The sequence below is a fragment of the Microbacterium sp. BWT-B31 genome (assembly GCF_041379855.1).
In the GTDB taxonomy this organism is placed as follows: domain Bacteria; phylum Actinomycetota; class Actinomycetes; order Actinomycetales; family Microbacteriaceae; genus Microbacterium.
Map to the genome: position 1 here is coordinate 38,157 of NZ_JBFECU010000018.1, position 17,005 is coordinate 55,161.

Here is a 17,005-nt window from a genome sequence, read left to right on the forward strand (position 1 = left end):
GGGCCAGCCTACCGAATCGATTCGACCGGCGGGAACACAGACAGGTTACGATCTACGGGATGAGCCTGCGCCGAGCCACCATTTCGGACGTCGCGCGCGAGGCGCGAGTCTCGCCGTCGACGGCCTCCGTCGTGTTCAGCGGCAAGACGCCGGTCTCGGATGCCACGCGCCGACGCGTGCTCGACGCCGCGGCGCACCTCGGCTACACCGGTCCCGATCCTCGCGCGGCTTCGCTGCGCCGCGGGCGGTCGGGGATCGTCGGCGTCGTGTTCGAGGAGCACCTCGGAACGGCGTTCCTCGACCCGGTGAAGACGCTCATGATGGACGGCCTCGCCGAAGCTGTCGCCCCTCTCGGCGCGGGGCTGCTCCTGCTGCGCGACCAGAACCCGACCTCGGCCGTCAGCGAGCCCGCGCCGTCGCTCATGACCGCTCCCCTCGACGCGGCCGTGCTCATCGGCTGCAGCGGCGTGCTGCGCGAGTCGCTCGACGCGGTGCGCGCGCGGCACATACCGGTGGTCGTCATCGAGGGCGACGCGGGCGAGGGCGTGCCCCGCATCGAACTCGACAACCGCGAGGCGCAGCGACGCGCGGCCGAGCATGTGCGCTCGCTCGGGCACACCAGGGTCGCGACGGTCACGTTGCCCACGCGCGCAGGATGGCGCCGGGGGCTCATGAGCGAGGCCGACGAGCGCACGATCAGCGTCGAGGTGACGCGCGAGCGCCTCGCGGGGGTGCGCGACATATATCCGGATGCCCCGGCCTACGCTGCCGCCGGAAGCTTCATCGACGAGGGCCTCGCGGCCGGCCGCGAGCTGTTCGCCGACCCGCGGCGCCGTCCGACCGCGGTGATCGCGCAGAGCGACCTGCTCGCCGCCGGGGTCGTGCGTGCGGCCGAGGAGGCGGGGCTGCGCGTGCCAGTCGACGTCAGCGTGACCGGGTTCGACGGGATCGTGGTGGACGGTCTCGCGCCGTACGAACTCACCACGCTCGTGCAGCCGGCCACCGAGAAGGGTCGCGCCGCGGGCGCCGCGGTGGCGGCGATGCTCGCCGAGGAAGAGGCCGATTCCGTTCGCTTCACGTGCATATTCCGGGAGGGCAATACGACGGCATCCGTGCCGACGTTATGACCGCTGCGGGCCGAGTGGCACGGCGCCTCCGGCGCCGAAGTCCGCGATCGTGTAGCGGCCGCACGAGACCAGGCCGGCTTCGTCGAGAGTGCGCCCGCCGGGAAGGTCGAAGGGCACGGACTGGTCGTCGAGCACCAGGAACGACACCTCGCCGACGGTGAAGTCGTCGCGGTTGACGATCCAGGCGTACCCGTTGAGCCGGTGATCGACCTGCACGAGCGCCCGGGGGTCGGAGAGGTGTGTCTTCGGCAGCCGGACGGTCCAGAACTGCCCCGCACCCGTGCGACCGGAGGCCTCGACCCACGAGACGACGCACGCCAGATCGGCGTCGGGCCGGTCGGCCTCGCCGGTGAGGCCGACGACGCCGAACCCGGCGAGCACAGCGAGCGCCACTCCCCCGGTGGTGGCGGCGATCGCCGCGGAACTGCGGCGCAGAACCGGTGCCGCGACGAGGTCGGGAAGCACCGTGAGCGCGAGGGCTGAGGCGAACGCGAAGGGCTGCAGGTAGCGGGCCGCGTGCGTGCCGACGGCGACGGCCCCGACGGCGATCAGCAGCGGCGCCGTCCACGCGTAGGCCGCGACGAACGCGGTGCCGGTGCTCCGGCGACGCACCAGCACGACCGTGGCGACCACACCGGTCGCGAGCATCGCGACGACGAGCAGAGCGCCGGCCCAGCCCCACGGAGCGGTCGCGCGGTCGCCGAGGAGCCCGCCGAGATAGCCGATCGTGTCCCGCCAGCGGTCCGGCTCGGCGTAGGGCGCCGTGGTCGGGGCGATCCAGCGGGCAACCGTGTAGCGCAGCAGATACCCGGCGCCCGAGCCGCCGACGACGGCCACGACGATCCATAACTGGTGCGGCATACGTCTCCAGAAGGCGACGCCCAGTGCGAGCACGGTGACCGGAAAGGTCGCCCAGACCGCGAACAGCGGGTTGCTGAAGACGGATGCCGCGGCCACCGCCCCGATCACGAGCAGGTGGGGGAGGGGCATCCGTGATCCGGTGGTGATGCGATCGAGTGCGCGCCGCGCGAGGCCCACGACCGCCACCGCGCCGATCGCGGTCGCGCTGTAGTACGTCGTGAAGGCGACCATCGACGCGAACTGGAACGAGTCGCGCACCGCGGTGGTCTCGGTGATGGCGAGCAGCGCGAACGCGCCGAAGGCGAGAAGCGCGCCGGCCACGGGGGCGCGTGCGACGCGAGCAGAGCCCGAGGCGATCCGCATCGCGCCGTACAGCGCGACCAGGTTCACGACCCCGTTGATGGCGAGCGTGCCCTCGAGCCCCACTCCCAGCGGCGCGGCGATGAGCCTCAGCATGGCGAAGAGGGCGACCTCGGGAATGAAGAAGGCGGGCGACAGTGCCCAGTCCTGGGGCTGGCCTGCGGCGAGGGAGTTCACCAGCAGCGCGGGGAACAGCGAATCGGCGTCGCGAAAGAGCACCTCTGCCCGATCGCCTGCCGCGAGTGCGCCCACCACGATCACCGCGAGCGCCGTCGCGACCGCGCCCGCGACGCATTCCCTCGCCCATCGCGGCAGGCCCAGAGCGGATGCTGCGACCACGGCACCACTCTGGCACGCGCGCAGCGCGAGAGACGCGAAGGTCGTGACATCTGGCGCTTCGGCGGGTCTGACCGACCGCTAGACTCGTCCGGACGACCCCGACCGCCCGCACAGCGACCCCCGCGCTGCGACGACTCTCGAGGAGGCCCGATGATGCTGGCCGTCCTTGCAGCGTTCGCGATCCTCCCGCTCGCGCTGCCATGGCTGGTGTCGCGCATCGGCGCTCGCGCGTTCTTCGTCGGGGCGGTCGTTCCGCTGGCCGCGTTCGTTCACGCCGTGATGCTGACCCCGCAGGTGCTGTCGGGGCAGATTCCGTTCGAGGAATACAACTGGATCCCCGCCCTCGGCGTCTCTCTGTCGATGCGCATGGACGCCCTCGGCTGGGTCATGGCGATCATCGTCACCGGCGTCGGCGCGCTCGTGATGGTCTACTGCCGCTGGTACTTCGCCGACAAGACCGAGGGAGTCGGGCAGTTCTCGGCGGTGCTGCTCGCCTTCGCGGGCGCGATGTACGGGCTCGTGCTCACCGACGACCTCATCGTGCTGGTGATGTTCTGGGAGATCACGAGCGTGCTGTCTTACCTGCTCATCGGGTATTACCATCGCCGCGCCGCGAGCCGCCGTGCGGCGCTTCAGGCGCTGTTGGTGACCACGCTCGGCGGGCTCGTGATGCTGATCGGGGTGGTGCTGCTCGTCGTCGACGCCGGCACGTCGAGCCTCTCGACGATCCTCGCCGAGGCTCCCACCGGACCGGTGGTGGATGCGGCACTCGTCCTGATCCTCGTCGGCGCGCTCAGCAAGTCGGCGATCTTCCCGTTCCATTTCTGGCTTCCCGGCGCCATGGCGGCGCCCACGCCGGTCAGCGCCTACCTGCACGCGGCCGCGATGGTGAAGGCGGGCATCTACCTCATCGCGCGTCTGGCGCCGGTGTTCGCCGTCGCGCCGACCTGGCGGCCGATCGTGATCTCGCTGGGTGTGTTCACCATGCTCCTCGGCGGGCTGCAGGCGCTGCGCGAGGCCGATCTCAAGCGCATCCTGGCCTTCGGCACGGTGAGCCAACTGGGCCTGCTGGCGGTCGTTCTCGGCTACGGCACGCGCGATGCGGCCCTCGCGGGCCTGGCGCTGCTGGTCGGCCACGCGCTGTTCAAGTCCGCACTGTTCCTGGTCGTCGGCGTGATCGACCGGCAGCTCTCGACGCGCGACATCGGCGAGCTCAGCGGCGTCGGCCGCCAGGCGCCGGTGCTGGCGACCTTCTCGTTCCTCGCTGTCGCCTCGATGGCCGGCATCATCCCCACCATCGGGTTCGTCGCGAAGGAGTCAGCCCTCGCCGCGCTGCTCTACGAGGCGCAGCACGGCGCGCCGTGGGGCATCGTGGCGGTCTCGGGAGTGGCGCTGGGGTCCGTGCTCACCGCCGCGTACGGCATCCGGTTCCTGTGGGGCGCGTTCTGGACGAAGAAGGATTCGGGCGTCGCGCGCACCGCGACCGCGTGGCCCGATCCGCCGATCGGATTCGTCGCCGCGCCGGTCGTGCTGTCGTCGCTCGGCCTGATCGCGGGGCTGTGCGCTCCGCTGCTGGACACCGCGTTGGCGCCGTACGCCGACACCGCGCCGGCCGCGTCGGCGGGCGTGCCCGCTCCCGGTCACGCGGCGCACCTCGCGCTGTGGCACGGGTTCGAGCCGGCCCTGTGGATCTCGCTCACCGCGATCGTCGTCGGGTTCGGCGTCTTCTGGCTCACCGCGATGCGCTCGTGGGCAAAGCGCATGCTGCCGTTCACCGCGAGCGACGTGTACAACACGATGCTGCGTGGCATCGCGCGGGCCTCGGTGGTGACGACGAGCCTGACGCAGCGCGGTTCGCTGCCGGTGTACGTCGGGACGATCTTCGTCGTGCTGATCGCCGCCGAAGGCACCGTGATCTTGGCGGGCTCGGAGTGGAAGGCCGCGCTCGATGCCTACCAGACGCCGGTGCAGCTCGCGGTCGCGCCCGTGATGATCCTCGCCGGCTTCATCGCGGTGCGCGCGCGCAAGCGCTACACCGGCGTGGTGCTCGTGTCGGTGACGGGCCTGGGCATGGTGCTGCTGTTTGCGACGAGCGGCGCACCCGATCTCGCCCTCACGCAGATCCTCGTCGAGACGGTGACCCTGGTGGCCTTCGCGCTCGTGCTGCGCCGGATCCCCTCGCGACTCGGTGAGCACAACGGATCGGCCGCGCCCATCGGACGCGCGATCTTGGCCGGAGCGGTTGGTGTCACGATGGCGATCGTGGCCATCGTGGCCACCTCCGCTCGGCAGGATCAGTCCGACTCGATCGCGTTCCCCGATCTGGCGTATCACCTCGGTCACGGCCGCAACGTCGTGAACGTGGCTCTCGTCGATCTGCGCGGGTGGGACACGATGGGTGAGCTGTCGGTGCTGATCCTCGCGGCGACGGGCGTGGCATCCCTCGTCTTCGTGACCCATCGCGCCGACACGCTCTCGGGCACGGCGGCCCTCCCGAGGAGTGCGGGGCGCGCGCGGGCGCCGCTGGTCGAGACCGACGACGGGCTCAAGACGCGGCGCGAAGCCCCCGGCGCACGCATGGCGTGGCTTGTGGGCGGGCGCCGCGTGCGGCCCGAGAACCGTTCGATCATGCTCGAGGTGGTCGTGCGGATCCTCTTTCACACGATCATCGTCGTGTCGCTCTATCTGCTGTTCGCAGGCCACAACCTGCCCGGCGGCGGGTTCGCCGGGGGACTGGTCGCGGGCATGGCGCTGGTCATGCGCTACATCGCCGGCGGCCGGTACGAGCTGGGCGCAGCCGCGCCCACCGACGCGGGGCGCCTCCTCGGAGTGGGCATGTCGATCGCCGTCGCGTGCGCGGTGCTGCCGGTGTTCCTCGGCGACCCGCCGCTCACGAGCTACTCGTGGGAGGGCGAGGTCGCGCTGCTCGGCCACGTCGAGTTCGTGACGTCGACGGTGTTCGACATCGGCGTGTACCTCGTGGTCATCGGGCTCGTGCTCGACGTGCTGCGCAGCCTCGGCGCCGAGGTCGATCGGCAGACGACTGAATCCCCGACCCCTTCGCGGGAGCGGGAGGTCAGCGCATGAACGTGTCGCTCGTGCTCATCGTCGTCATGGCGGTGCTGTTCGCATGCGGCGTGTACGCCATGCTCGAGCGCAGCCTCACGCGTGTGCTGATCGGCTTTCTGCTGCTCGGCAACGCGACCAACCTGCTGCTGCTCATCGTGATGGGACAGCCCGGGCCCGCGCCCTTCTTCGGCGAGGCCTCCCCCGAAGACATGTCCGATCCGCTGCCGCAGGCGCTGACGCTCACGGCGATCGTCATCACGTTCGCGATCTCGGCGTTCCTGCTGGCCCTGATCTACCGGTCGTGGCAGCTGGGCCAGGCCGACACCGTCGAGGACGACGAAGAGGATGTCGCGCTGCGCGCCCGCACCGTCGAAGTGACCATGGACGACGAGACCGAGATCGAAGACGCCGACGACGACGCGACGACCGACTTCGTCGGCGTCGAAACCGCCCCGATCGTGGTGCTGCACGCCCGTGACGTGCCCGGGCTGCGCGACGAGGCGCCCACCGACGACCGCGACGAGCCGCGAGACGGGGGTGGGGGCTCATGAACGCGCTCGTACCGCTGCTGGTGGTGCTGCCCCTGCTGGGCGCGGCGATCGCGCTGATCGCAGGTCGGCACCGCCGCGCCCAGATCGTGGTGTCGATCATCACGCTGAGCGTCGTCTGCGTGATCGCGGCGGTGCTGCTGTTCGCGGTCGACAACGGGGGCGTCCCGTTCGCGGTGTCGGTGGGCGGATGGCCCGTGCCGGTGGGCATCGTGCTCTACGTCGACCGGCTCGCGGCGCTGCTGGTGGTCGTCTCGAGCATCGTGCTGCTCGCGGTCCTGCTCTTCTCGGTCGGGCAGGGTGCCGCAGACGGAGACGACGACACTCCGGTGTCGATCTTCCACCCGTCGTACCTGATCCTCGCGGCGGGCATCTTCGACGCGTTCATCGCCGGCGACCTGTTCAACCTGTACGTCGGGTTCGAGATCCTGCTGGTCGCCTCTTTCGTGCTCATCACGCTCGGGGGCACGGAGTCGCGTATCCGCACCGGCGTCGTCTACATCGTCGTGTCACTTGTGTCGTCGGTGCTGTTCCTGTCGGCGATCGCGATGATCTACGGGGCGCTGGGCACAGTGAACATGGTGCAGATCTCTGAGCGCATGGTCGAGCTGCCGCAGCAGACCCAGTTCGTGCTGCACGTCACGCTGCTGCTCGCGTTCAGCATCAAGGCGGCGGTCTTCCCGCTGTCGTTCTGGCTGCCCGACTCGTACCCGACCGCGCCTGCGCCGGTCACGGCCGTCTTCGCCGGCTTGCTGACCAAGGTCGGCGTATACGCCATCATCCGCACCGAGACCCAGCTGTTCCAAGGCAACGACGTCAACTTCGTGCTGATGATCGCCGCGCTCGCGACGATGATCGTCGGTGTGCTGGGCGCGGTCGCGCAGGCCGAGCTCAAGCGCATCCTGTCGTTCACGCTCGTCAGCCACATCGGGTACATGATCTTCGGACTCGCGATCGGCACGCCCGCGGCCATCGGCGCGACGATCTACTACATGGTCCACCACATCGTGGTGCAGACCACGCTGTTCCTGGCGGTGGGGCTCGTCGAGCGCCGCGCGGGCAGCACCTCGATCCTGCGGGTGAAGGGCCTCATGCGCGCGGCCCCGGTGATCGCCGTGCTCTACTTCATTCCCGCGGTGAACCTCGGGGGGCTCCCGCCCTTCTCGGGGTTCATCGGAAAATTCGCGCTCTTCGAAGCCGCGGCATCCGTCGGCACGCCCATCATGATCGTGCTGATCGTCGGCGGCGTGGTGACCAGCCTGCTCACCCTCTACGCGCTCATGCGCGCGTGGAACCTGTCGTTCTGGCGCGAAGAGGACGACTCGGCCGAGACCGAGGCGCGCATCGAATACCTCGGCGCCGCCCCCGCCGCCGCGGTGCAGACCGAGCGGCGCATGATCCCGCGCATCATGACCGCCGCGACTGCCGGCATGGTCGCCGTGACCATCGCGCTCACGCTGTTCGCCGGGCCGTTGTTCCACCTGTGCGCGCGCATCGGCGAGGCGCTGTTCGAGCGGGTCACGCTGGTGCAGCTCGAAGAGGAGGTGGCGTCATGAGCCCTGCTCCGGATGCCACGCCCGCCGAGCGTGCGCGCATCGCCCTCGTGCGAGTGTGGCGTCAGCTGCCGTTCTTCGTGTGGCTGATCCTGCTGTGGATGATGCTGTGGGGGCAGTTCACGTGGACCGCGTTCTTCACCGGACTCATCGCCGCAGTCGCGGTGACTCGCGTGTTCCGGCTTCCGCCGGTCGAGCTCTCGGGGCGCGTGAACCTGTGGTGGGGACTGGTGTTCGTGCTGGCGTTCCTGGGCGCGGTCGTACACGGCGCCCTCTCGGTGGCATGGCTCGTGCTCGACCCCCGCCGTCCGCCGCGCAGTGCCGTCATCGCCGTCCACATGCACATCGACGACGACCTCATCATGACCCACACCGCCGTCACCGCGTCGCTGATCCCGGGGTCGCTGATTCTCGAGGCCGACCGCGACCGGCGCATCCTCTACCTGCATGTGATCGGGGTGCGCGACCGCGCCGACATCGAGAAGCAGCGTGCGAGCGTGCTGCGGTGGGAGGCGCGCATCGTGCGTGCGGTCGGCTCGCGCGCCCAGCTCGAGCGCATCCGATCCGAGAGGCGGGCCGCATGAGCATTCTGCTGATCGTCGTGTACGCCGTGTTCACAGCGGCCGCGCTGCTGACGCTGTGGCGCGTGGTCGTCGGCCCTTCGATTCTCGACCGGGCCGTGGCATCGGATGTGCTGCTCACCGAGGTGATGTGCGTGCTGGGCGCCGATATGGCGATCAATCACCACACCAAGACCTTGCCGGTGCTGCTGATCATCGCGGCGATCGGCGTGTTCGGCTCGATCGCGATCGCGCGGTTCGTGGCGAGAAGGGACGCGCAGGACAAATGAACGACTGGATCGACGTCGTCGTGCTCGTGCTGATCCTCGCGGGCGCGCTGCTGTGCCTGACCGCCGCGATCGGCCTGCTGCGGTTCCGCGACGTGCCGTCGCGCCTGCACGCGGGGACCAAGCCGCAGGTTCTCGGGGTCCTGCTCATCTGCAGCGCGATCGCGCTCTCGCTGCGGTCGTGGCCGGTGGTCGCGTTTCTCGTTCCGGTCGTGCTGATCCAGTTCGCGGCCGCGCCGCTGTCGGCGCACATGGTCGCGCGGCAGGCCTACCGCAACGGCACGATCGAGTCCCGCTCGCTGCTCGTCGACGAGCTCGCGGAGTCCCGCCGCACCCCTCCGGCCTCCGGCGGGTAGCGCGTCCCACTTCTTCGGCTGGACGGGCGCACTCAGCCGAAGAAGTGGGACACGCCCCAGGGGGTCAGGATGCCGGAACGAGCGTCAGCGTGTCGGTCGTGGCCGCGGCGACCGCGTCGGCCGAGTAGGCCCACGGCGTCGTGTCTGCCGCCTGCCATGTCGCGGTCTGGTCGACGTAGTTCGGGTGGAACGCGTGGCCGCTGGCTCCGGTGAGGTGGTTCCACCCAGAGGCGTCGAAGTCGGACAGGTCGACGATCATGCGCATCGACGGCACGGTGACGGTCGAGAAGTCCGTGCCGATCTCCCAGCCCGTCGCGTTCGGGATCGACGCCCCGCCCCCCACCGGGTACGGGCCGCGGTTGAAGAGCCATTCGATCGGCGCGATGCCCGACTCGCCGAAGCTGCCGTTGCGCAGCGTGAGCGCGTGCAGCGTGCCCCACTTCCAATTCGACGGGCTCGCGCCCTGCAGCGCGGCCAGCCGGTCGTAGGCGGTGCGCGCCGCGTGCACGAGCATCTCCTGCTGGCCGGTCACCGAGATCGCCGGATTCTTCCACCAGTCGGAGTCGGGGTTCTCAAGCAGCCGATCGACCACCAGGAACAGGCGCGCCTGGCCCGAGACCGAGGCGGGGCGGTCGCGACCCTCGACGAAGATGCTCTGCGCGAGCGTGTCCCACAGGACGTTCGCGTACGCGGCAGCGGGGGAGTCGGAGTCGTTCTGCGCATCCCAGTCGTGGAGCAGCGCGAGGGCGGCATCCGTCTTGTCATCGCCCGTCTTGATCTGCGCGTACGCGGCAGCCAGGCGCTTGCCGATCCACAACTCATTGTCGGCCTGGATGTCACGCATGTCGTCGGCGGTCAGCTTTCCGTTCGCCGAACGGCGCTCGATCAGGTCGGCGATGCGCGCCGCACGCCAGCCGATGTCCCAGTCCGGCGTGCGGAGGTCAGAGTCATCGTCGGCGATGACGGCGTTGTTCGCGGTGACGATGTACCCGCTCTCGGGGTTGTAGACCACCGGAAGCGCCTCGAACGGGATGTACCCCTGCCAGTCGTAGGCCGAATCCCAGCCGGGCTGCGGCATCGAGCCGTCGCCGGCGCCGCGGATCGGCAGCTTGCCGGGCGTCTGATACCCGATGTTGCCGTCGACGTCGGCGTAGATGAGGTTCTGCGCGGGCACTTCGAACAGCGCCGCCGCGGCACGGAAGTCCGCGAAGCTCTGCGCGCGGTCGATGGCGAGAAGGGCCGCAGGGGCCATGCCGGGGGTGAGCGCGGTCCACTTGAGGCTCACGGCGTACTCGCCGGTCGGCGGGTTCGCGGGCTCGGCGATGAGGCCGCTGGTGCCGACGTACGGATCGTCGGCGATCGTGGTGAACTCGCCCGTGAGGCCGGACACGATCGGGCCGTTGGCGGTCGAGCGGATGGTCAGCGGCACGTCGTCGCCACCAGCCACCTTGATCGTCTCGGTGCGCTCGTCGAGCGGAACGAGTGCGCCGTCGCGCCAGTACTGGTCGCCCTCGACCTTCTCGAGGTACAGGTCGGTGACGTCGGCCCTGAGGTTGGTGAAGCCCCACGCGATACGGTCGTTGTGGCCCATGACCACCCCCGGAAGGCCCGAGAAGCTGAAGCCGGCCACGTCGAACGGGCAGTCCGCGCCGACGTTCGCGCACGTGAGCTGCACCTGGTACCACACGCTCGGCAGAGCCGCCCCGAGGTGCGGGTCGTTCGACAGCAGGGGCTCTCCGGTCTCGCTGAGCTTGCCCGAGATGACCCATGAGTTCGAGCCGATGCCCTCGCCCGCGGCGCCCAGGAGGGCGTCGACGGCGGCCACGACACCCGAGACCTCATGCCAGTCCACCGAAGCGGTCGCGGTGACGGCGTCGGCACCCACACCTGCGGCATCCCCGCCGCCCGCGGTGTCGCCCGAGGCGAGGTCGCCGGTGCCGGCCTCAGCCGGTTCCGCGCTCGCGGTCGGCGGGGGCGCGTCGGTGGTGACCTTCGGGACGATGACCGGGTTCGTGTCGAACGGGTAGCGGGGGTACAGCTCCGCCATCTCGGACTCGGTGAACGTCTCGGCGGCGATCGCGCGCTCGGTCTCTTCCTTGACGTTGGTGCGCAGGTCCCAGGCCATGGCTTTCAGCCAGGCGATCGAGTCGGCAGGGGTCCAGGGCTCGATCTCGTAGTCGGAGTTCTGCAAGCCGAGGACGGCGTACTCGAGCGAGGCATCCGCTCCCTGGTGGTCGGCGAGATACGCGTTGACGCCCTCGGCGTACGCATCGTAGTAGTTCCTCGTGGTGTCGTCGAGCAGCTCGTACTCCTGCTCGGCGATGTCGTGCCAGCCGAGCGTGCGCAGGAACTGGTCGGTGCCGAGCTGCGACTGGCCGAACAGCTCTGACAGTCGGCCGCTTGTGAGGTGCCGGCGGAAGTCCATCTCCCAGAAGCGGTCCTGCGCGTGCACGAAGCCCTGCGCGAAGAACAGGTCGTGCGTGTCGGTCGCCGTGATGGTGGGGATGCCGAGCGCATCGCGCTGTACGGTCACCGGCGCGTTCAGTCCGGCCAGGGCGGCTTCGCCGCCGAGCTGCGGGAACGAGCGCTGCACGGTGAAGGCGATGGCGCCGACGGCGATCAGCGCGATCGCCACGACGCCCGCGACGATGCCGTACACGGCGAGGCCGATCGTACGGCCAACGGTGCGCTTGCGCGGGCGCTCGGCTTCGGCCGGAGCGCTCTGTCCGGCGTCGGGTGAGGGTACGGTCTTCATCATCGAAGTCCTTTCCAGTTTCGGCGGAGGAACTCGATGCCAGGCACCGCGATCCTCGGTGTCGCGCGTTCGGTCGCGCGAGAGCACTGTCCGGGGATCCTAACCCGGCGCCCCACCGGCGCCAAAAAGCTGGGTGTGGGCGCGAGTCGCGGCATCCGCTCGTCGTCGGGTGAGTTCACCGGGGGTATGACGCGGTGGGGTGGCGGGGGCCTAAGCCGGTGAAATCACCTGATTCGGTGACCGATCCCGCGGGGCCGCGGGGCGGGCATCGGTCACCCGATGATGCTCGGTTGCAGGTCGCGCAGCGTGCGGAAGTGCGTCATGCGGGTGACGCCGACCGCCGCCACGGCGCCCGCGCCGACGAGCCACACGGCGAGGACTGACAGGTCGAGCCACAGCCGGCCGGTGCTGCCGCCGTACATCACCTGGCGCATCGCATCGACGACGTAGCCCATCGGCAACACGTGGTGCAGGGCCGCGAGCGGGGCCGGCAGTGTCTGCCACGGGAACGTGCCGCCCGCGGTCACGAGCTGCAGCACCATGAGCACGAGTCCGAGGAATTGTCCGACCGAGCCGAGCCACACGTTCAGCGCGAGCACGATCGCGGCATACGTCGCCGAGGCGAGCAGCAGGATTCCGAGCGTCGCGAGCGGATGCGCGAACGAGAAGCCGAGCGCGAGCGACAGCACGCCGAACAGGCCGATCATCTGCACGCCGCCCAGGAGGGCCGGCGTCGCCCACCCCGCCAGTGTGATGCGGATGGGGGAGTGCAGCGCTGTGACGGCGCGCTTCGAGACGGGCTTGACGATGAGGAACAGCGCGTAGATGCCGATCCATCCGGCCAGGGCGGCGAAGAACGGCGCGAGCCCCGCGCCGTAGTTCTGCGCCTGCGTGAGCGACGAGCGCTCGACCTCGACCGGCGCCGCGAGGGTGTCGGCCTGCGCGCGGCGTGTGTCGGCGTCGAACGCGGGAAGCTCGGCCGCCCCGTCGGCGAGGCCGTCGCGCAGCTGCGTCGCCCCGTCTTCGAGCTGCGTGAGACCGCCACCTAGCGCGGCCGCACCGTCGCGCAGCTGCGCGGCGCCGTCGGCGGCGGCCGTGGTGCCCGATGCGAGCGTGGCCGAACCCGCGGCGACCTGGTGGGCGCCGTCGTCGAGCTGGTCGACCTGCGCGACGGCGTCCTGCACGCGCTGATCGACCGTGCGCAGTCGGTCGCCGACGGGGTTGAGCGTCGCGAGCACCTCGTCGATCTGCGTCTGGTCGAGGCCAGCGGCAGCGAGCTTGGCCGCGATGTCGGCGCGCGCCTGCGGCAGCGCGCCGATGGCCTGAGCGGATGCCGCGCCCACACGATCGGCGACGGCGTCGAGCTGCGCCGTGCCGTCTGCCACCTGGGCGGCGCCTCCGGCGAGCTGCGCGGCTCCGTCGCGCAGCTGGGCTGTGCCGTCGGCGAGGGCGGCCGAGCCCGACGCGAGCTGGGACGCGCCGCTGCCCGCCTGCGCGAGACCGTCGACCAGCTGCGAGGCGCCGGTTGCGGCATCCGTCAACTGCACCCGGATCGTGTCGAGGGCATCGAGCATCGTGAGACCCGCCTCGGCGACCACCTTCTCGGTGACCGTCGCGCGGATCTTCTCGACCGCCTGCGTGCCGATCGTCGAGGCGAGGTAGTTGTTGGCGTCGCTCGTGTGCAGCACGATGTCGGCGGTGTGCGGAGCGGCGGTGGTGAGCGAGGCGATGGATGCCGTGAAGTCGGCGGGCACCTCGACGGCGAAGTCGTACGCGCCGTCGTCGAGGCCCGCGTCGGCCGCGTCGGCGGTCGTGCGGTGCCAGTCGAACGTGCCGTCTTCGATGAGCTCCTGCGCGACCTCGTCGCCGAGGTTGCGGTCGGTGCCGTTGAGCTCTGCGCCGGTGTCGGCGACGACGAGAGCGACGGGCACCTGGTCGAGCTGGCCGTAGGGGTCGCGGTTCGCCCACAGGTACAGTCCGCCGTACAGGATCGGCACGGCGATCAGCGCGACGAGGGCGAGGACCGACATGCGCGTCGAGGTGAGCCGGCGCAGCTCGGCGAGGATCATCTGGGGGACCTTCATGCGCGGCCGCCCTTCGTGCGGGCGGTCGTGCGGGCGGTGGGCCTGGCGGTCGCGCGGCGCAGCCGCACGCGGCTCGGCCTTGGGTGGTCGGGCGTGCGGACGGATGCCGAGACCGCAGTTTCTCGCCGAACGACCGTGTCGTTCGCGGTGGTGGCGTGGTCGCTCGGCGAGGAACCGCGGTCTCGACGGGGCGTGGTCTCGAGCACCGACTGCGATGCCCGCCCCGCGATCACGAGCACCGCGTACCCGTGCGCCGCCAGCGACTCGGCGATCGTCCACCAGTCGCCGGGCTCGCCCCCGTGTCGGTCGGGTGACACGAGCACGACGCCCTCGACGCCCGGGCGCAGCACCGCAAGCTCGCACAGGGCACGAACGCGTGCGGCGGGCGCAACGTTCGAGACGGGGACGGATGCCTCGCCGCCGAGTCCCTGCTCGTCGAGCCAGCGGCGCACGGCCACGGGGTCCGACCGGCGTCCGGCGAACATCAGCTCTTCGGCGACGACGCCGGCGAGCGTCACGTTCGGCTCGGGATCGGACACGCCGGGGGCGTCGACCAGCGCGATGCGGCGGCGCATCGCCGCGGCCGCCGGATCGAGTGCGCCGACGCGCGCAACGCGCCGACGCGTATCGAGATCATCCGCCCGCCCGTCGACCTCGACCCGGCCCACGCTCGGGCGCATGCGTCCCGCGGCGATGAGCCCGAGCACGGTCGGCCGCTGGTCGGTCTCGGCGGTGACGAGGGTGGCGCGTCCGGACTCGAACGCGAGCGAGGTCGCCGGCAGCGCGTGCGCGCGGCGGCCCTTGGCGACGCCGTCGAGAACGACCTTCACGCGCTCGCCGCCTCGACCGGCGCGGCTGCCGCCTCGGGCGCCTCGGCCTGGGCGCTGGCCGACTCGAGCACCTCGGGATGCGCGCCGAGCAGCTCTTCGGACTCGCGCCACGAGAGGCCGGCGATGCTCAGCACCGCTCGCACCGCGAGTAGCCCGGCTTCGGGGGCCGAGGCATCCATTCGTGTGATGACCGTGCGCGCGGTCTCTTCGACCAGGCGCGCGAGCGTGGGGGCGGCGACGTCTTCGCGCAGCACGTGCTCGCCCTGCCCGTCGTGGACGATCCGCGCGACGGTGCGTCGCAGCGGGGCGAGCGCGTCGGCCGTCTCGGCGACGTGCGCGTCGTCGAGGGCGATGGCCGCGAGCACCTGCACGTGCGCGGCCGCGTCCAACAGGCGTGCGGCCAGCCGCGCGAGCGCGATGCGCGCGTCAGTGTCGTCGATGCCGGTCGCGATGGCGTTGAAGCGTTCCGCGCCCTGCGCGACCAGTTCGCGCACGAGGGCGTCGCGGTCGTCGAAGTGTCCGTACAGCGCTCGGCGCGAGAGGCCCGCCTGCCGCGCGATGGCGTCGACCGACGCGCGCGGATCGTTGGCGAGAGCGACGTGCGCCGCAGCCAGGATGCCGGCCCGGTTCTCGACCGCATCGCGGCGCGGGCGGCGGACTTCGGTCTCGGGGGTCATGCATCCAGGCTATGCAACTTGCACATCACTGTGCAAGTTAGTCGAGTGGATTCACAGCAGCTCCACCGGCACCGACAGCGCTGCGTACGTCGACTGCGCGCGCCGGTCGCACGAGAGAAGAGGAAGGCGAGCGGATGTCGCAGCCAGCGCCACGAGCCCGTCGTAGACCGCGCCCCCGGCGATGCCGGCCTCCGAGAGCGTGGCGAGTGCGCGCGCGGCGTCGCGGGGCGGCAGGAACACGCTCCTCGGGAAGTTCGCGTCGATGACCCGGCGTGCGCCTGTGGCGCTGAGCCGCAGGGCACCGGGCAGGCGGGTCAACACGGAGTACGTCTCGAACGCCGCGTGCCCCGCGAGGCCCAACACGGCGCCACGCGTCCGAGCGGTGAGGGCATCGTGAGTCTCGGCGGTCGGCGTCACGAGGGCGATTGCCGCGCTCGTGTCGAGCAGCAGGTCAGCGCTGGTCGGCAAGGCGCAGCTCACGGATGTCGTCGGCGCTGATCGAGGGTCCGTCCCCCGCGATCACCAGTCGGCCGTCGCGCTCGGCGAGGTTGTCGGGCGCGACGGCCTCGATGCGCACGCCGGTGCCTTCGACGACGATGTCGACCGGCCCCGGCACGAGCCCCAGCCGCGCTCGCACGGCGGCGGGGATGATCACGCGACCTGCCTTGTCGATGGTTGACTGCATGGCATCAGAATACCATGTGCACATCACACGTCACACGCACGGCCAGGACCCGAGGCTCCAGTCCGGACCTCAGGGGGTCTCGCGCAACTCGTCTCGACGGCGCTCGCGGTGATGAGTGACGTACTTCGCGACGCCGCCACCCAATGGGCCCACGACGAGGATGCAGATACTCGCGGCAGTCGCCGAGATGAGCACGATGAACGTGTCGAGGCGCTGCGCGCGGGCCCCGACGATGACCGCGAGTGCTGTCGCTATGGCGGCGGTAGCCAGGAGCGCCCAGGCCTGTGGCGCGCGAAGGTTCCTGATCGCCGTCACCAAGCTCAGGATGAGGCCTCCGCTCCAGATCAGCAGCAGCACGACAAGCGTTCCCCACCGGACGGTGTCAGCCGCGCCGCCCGCGGCGCAGAGGCCCTGGAGCGAGGGTGTGATCGCGTGAGCGGTGTCCTGGCACCCGGCGGTGTAGTAGGCCAGGTACGACACTGCGCCGACGAGGACTGGCAGCAGGTATGCGGCGACCAACCACAACCAGCCCGCGGTGATCGTGGTGATCCGTCGCATACGAACATGGTCCCTCACACGTCGCCTGACGAACAGCTCCACGCTACGGGAGCGACTTCACCCCACCCATCCGACACGGATGCCCCGGACCACCCCACCGCGCCCGCGGCGCCCACCAGCATGACGACGCACAGCGGTTCCTTACGCGTCTACCCGTCACAACTCCAGGTGTCGTGGGGCTCGGGCACGAATCCAGGTAGCGTTCCCACCAGAGCCGCGGAGCGGCGCTCTAACTGTTCTTCCCATTGACGTTGTGGACGCGGTCGATGGGTGCTTGGCCTCCGATGCCGGTGTGGGGTCGATGGTGATTGTAGTGGTGCAGCCAGGCGGGGTAGCTTGCGGCTCGCTGCTGGTCT

Annotated in this window: 16 protein-coding genes; 7 read left to right on the forward strand and 9 right to left on the reverse strand. The window is 70.6% G+C overall.

Annotated elements, in window-relative coordinates; translation table 11 throughout:
- Positions 1 to 59 precede the first annotated feature (59 nt).
- Positions 60 to 1,127 (forward strand): substrate-binding domain-containing protein, encoded by a 1,068-nt coding sequence (locus AB1K54_RS15210; RefSeq protein ID WP_371203602.1) that lies wholly within the window; start codon positions 60 to 62, stop codon positions 1,125 to 1,127.
- Here the strand turns inward: AB1K54_RS15210 and AB1K54_RS15215 are convergent.
- On the reverse strand, positions 1,122 to 2,687 hold the full coding sequence (locus AB1K54_RS15215; protein ID WP_371203603.1) for a hypothetical protein: 1,566 nt from the start codon (positions 2,685 to 2,687) through the stop codon (positions 1,122 to 1,124). The genes AB1K54_RS15210 and AB1K54_RS15215 overlap by 6 nt on opposite strands.
- Before the next feature lie 153 nt (positions 2,688 to 2,840).
- Here AB1K54_RS15215 and AB1K54_RS15220 point away from each other — a divergent pair, with 153 nt between their 5' ends.
- From AB1K54_RS15220 to mnhG, 6 genes are read left to right on the forward strand one after another with little or no spacing between them, the layout of a single operon-like run.
- Positions 2,841 to 5,774 (forward strand): Na+/H+ antiporter subunit A, encoded by a 2,934-nt coding sequence (locus AB1K54_RS15220; RefSeq protein ID WP_371203616.1) that lies wholly within the window; start codon positions 2,841 to 2,843, stop codon positions 5,772 to 5,774.
- Positions 5,771 to 6,307: a Na(+)/H(+) antiporter subunit C gene (locus AB1K54_RS15225; protein WP_371203604.1), complete on the forward strand. Its 537-nt coding sequence runs from the start codon at positions 5,771 to 5,773 to the stop codon at positions 6,305 to 6,307. The genes AB1K54_RS15220 and AB1K54_RS15225 overlap by 4 nt, the downstream gene beginning before the upstream one ends.
- Positions 6,304 to 7,860, forward strand: a complete 1,557-nt coding sequence (locus AB1K54_RS15230) for a Na+/H+ antiporter subunit D (RefSeq protein ID WP_371203605.1) — start codon at positions 6,304 to 6,306, stop codon at positions 7,858 to 7,860. The genes AB1K54_RS15225 and AB1K54_RS15230 overlap by 4 nt, the downstream gene beginning before the upstream one ends.
- Positions 7,857 to 8,441 carry a Na+/H+ antiporter subunit E gene (locus tag AB1K54_RS15235; protein WP_371203606.1) on the forward strand — a complete coding sequence of 195 codons (585 nt, stop codon included), beginning with the start codon at positions 7,857 to 7,859 and terminating at the stop codon, positions 8,439 to 8,441. The genes AB1K54_RS15230 and AB1K54_RS15235 overlap by 4 nt, the downstream gene beginning before the upstream one ends.
- The gene (locus AB1K54_RS15240; RefSeq protein ID WP_371203607.1) at positions 8,438 to 8,707 is read left to right on the forward strand and encodes a monovalent cation/H+ antiporter complex subunit F; all 270 of its coding nucleotides are present in this window, start codon (positions 8,438 to 8,440) and stop codon (positions 8,705 to 8,707) included. Before AB1K54_RS15235 ends, AB1K54_RS15240 begins: the two co-directional genes overlap by 4 nt.
- Entirely contained in the window at positions 8,704 to 9,060 is a 357-nt protein-coding gene (mnhG, locus tag AB1K54_RS15245; protein WP_371203608.1) for a monovalent cation/H(+) antiporter subunit G, read from the forward strand. The genes AB1K54_RS15240 and mnhG overlap by 4 nt, the downstream gene beginning before the upstream one ends.
- Before the next feature lie 64 nt (positions 9,061 to 9,124).
- Here the strand turns inward: mnhG and AB1K54_RS15250 are convergent, their stop codons facing one another.
- The 8 genes from AB1K54_RS15250 to AB1K54_RS15285 all read right to left on the reverse strand — a co-directional run.
- Complete coding sequence (locus AB1K54_RS15250) at positions 9,125 to 11,815, reverse strand: penicillin acylase family protein (RefSeq protein WP_371203609.1); 2,691 nt, start codon at positions 11,813 to 11,815, stop codon at positions 9,125 to 9,127.
- Positions 11,816 to 12,087: 272 nt separating this feature from the next.
- On the reverse strand, positions 12,088 to 13,899 hold the full coding sequence (locus AB1K54_RS15255) for a YhgE/Pip family protein (protein ID WP_371203610.1): 1,812 nt from the start codon (positions 13,897 to 13,899) through the stop codon (positions 12,088 to 12,090).
- A complete protein-coding gene (locus AB1K54_RS15260; protein ID WP_371203611.1) occupies positions 13,896 to 14,729 on the reverse strand; it encodes a hypothetical protein in 834 nt (277 codons plus the stop codon). Before AB1K54_RS15260 ends, AB1K54_RS15255 begins: the two co-directional genes overlap by 4 nt.
- Positions 14,726 to 15,406: a TetR/AcrR family transcriptional regulator gene (locus tag AB1K54_RS15265; protein WP_371203612.1), complete on the reverse strand. Its 681-nt coding sequence runs from the start codon at positions 15,404 to 15,406 to the stop codon at positions 14,726 to 14,728. The genes AB1K54_RS15260 and AB1K54_RS15265 overlap by 4 nt, the downstream gene beginning before the upstream one ends.
- Positions 15,407 to 15,457: 51 nt before the next feature.
- On the reverse strand, positions 15,458 to 15,874 hold the full coding sequence (locus AB1K54_RS15270; protein ID WP_371203613.1) for a PIN domain-containing protein: 417 nt from the start codon (positions 15,872 to 15,874) through the stop codon (positions 15,458 to 15,460).
- Complete coding sequence (locus tag AB1K54_RS15275; RefSeq protein WP_371203614.1) at positions 15,858 to 16,091, reverse strand: AbrB/MazE/SpoVT family DNA-binding domain-containing protein; 234 nt, start codon at positions 16,089 to 16,091, stop codon at positions 15,858 to 15,860. Before AB1K54_RS15275 ends, AB1K54_RS15270 begins: the two co-directional genes overlap by 17 nt.
- Before the next feature lie 69 nt (positions 16,092 to 16,160).
- Complete coding sequence (locus AB1K54_RS15280) at positions 16,161 to 16,649, reverse strand: hypothetical protein (RefSeq protein ID WP_371203615.1); 489 nt, start codon at positions 16,647 to 16,649, stop codon at positions 16,161 to 16,163.
- Positions 16,650 to 16,878: 229 nt separating this feature from the next.
- The coding region (locus tag AB1K54_RS15285; RefSeq protein WP_371203617.1) for an integrase core domain-containing protein at positions 16,879 to 17,005 on the reverse strand (127 nt) is incomplete at its 5' end.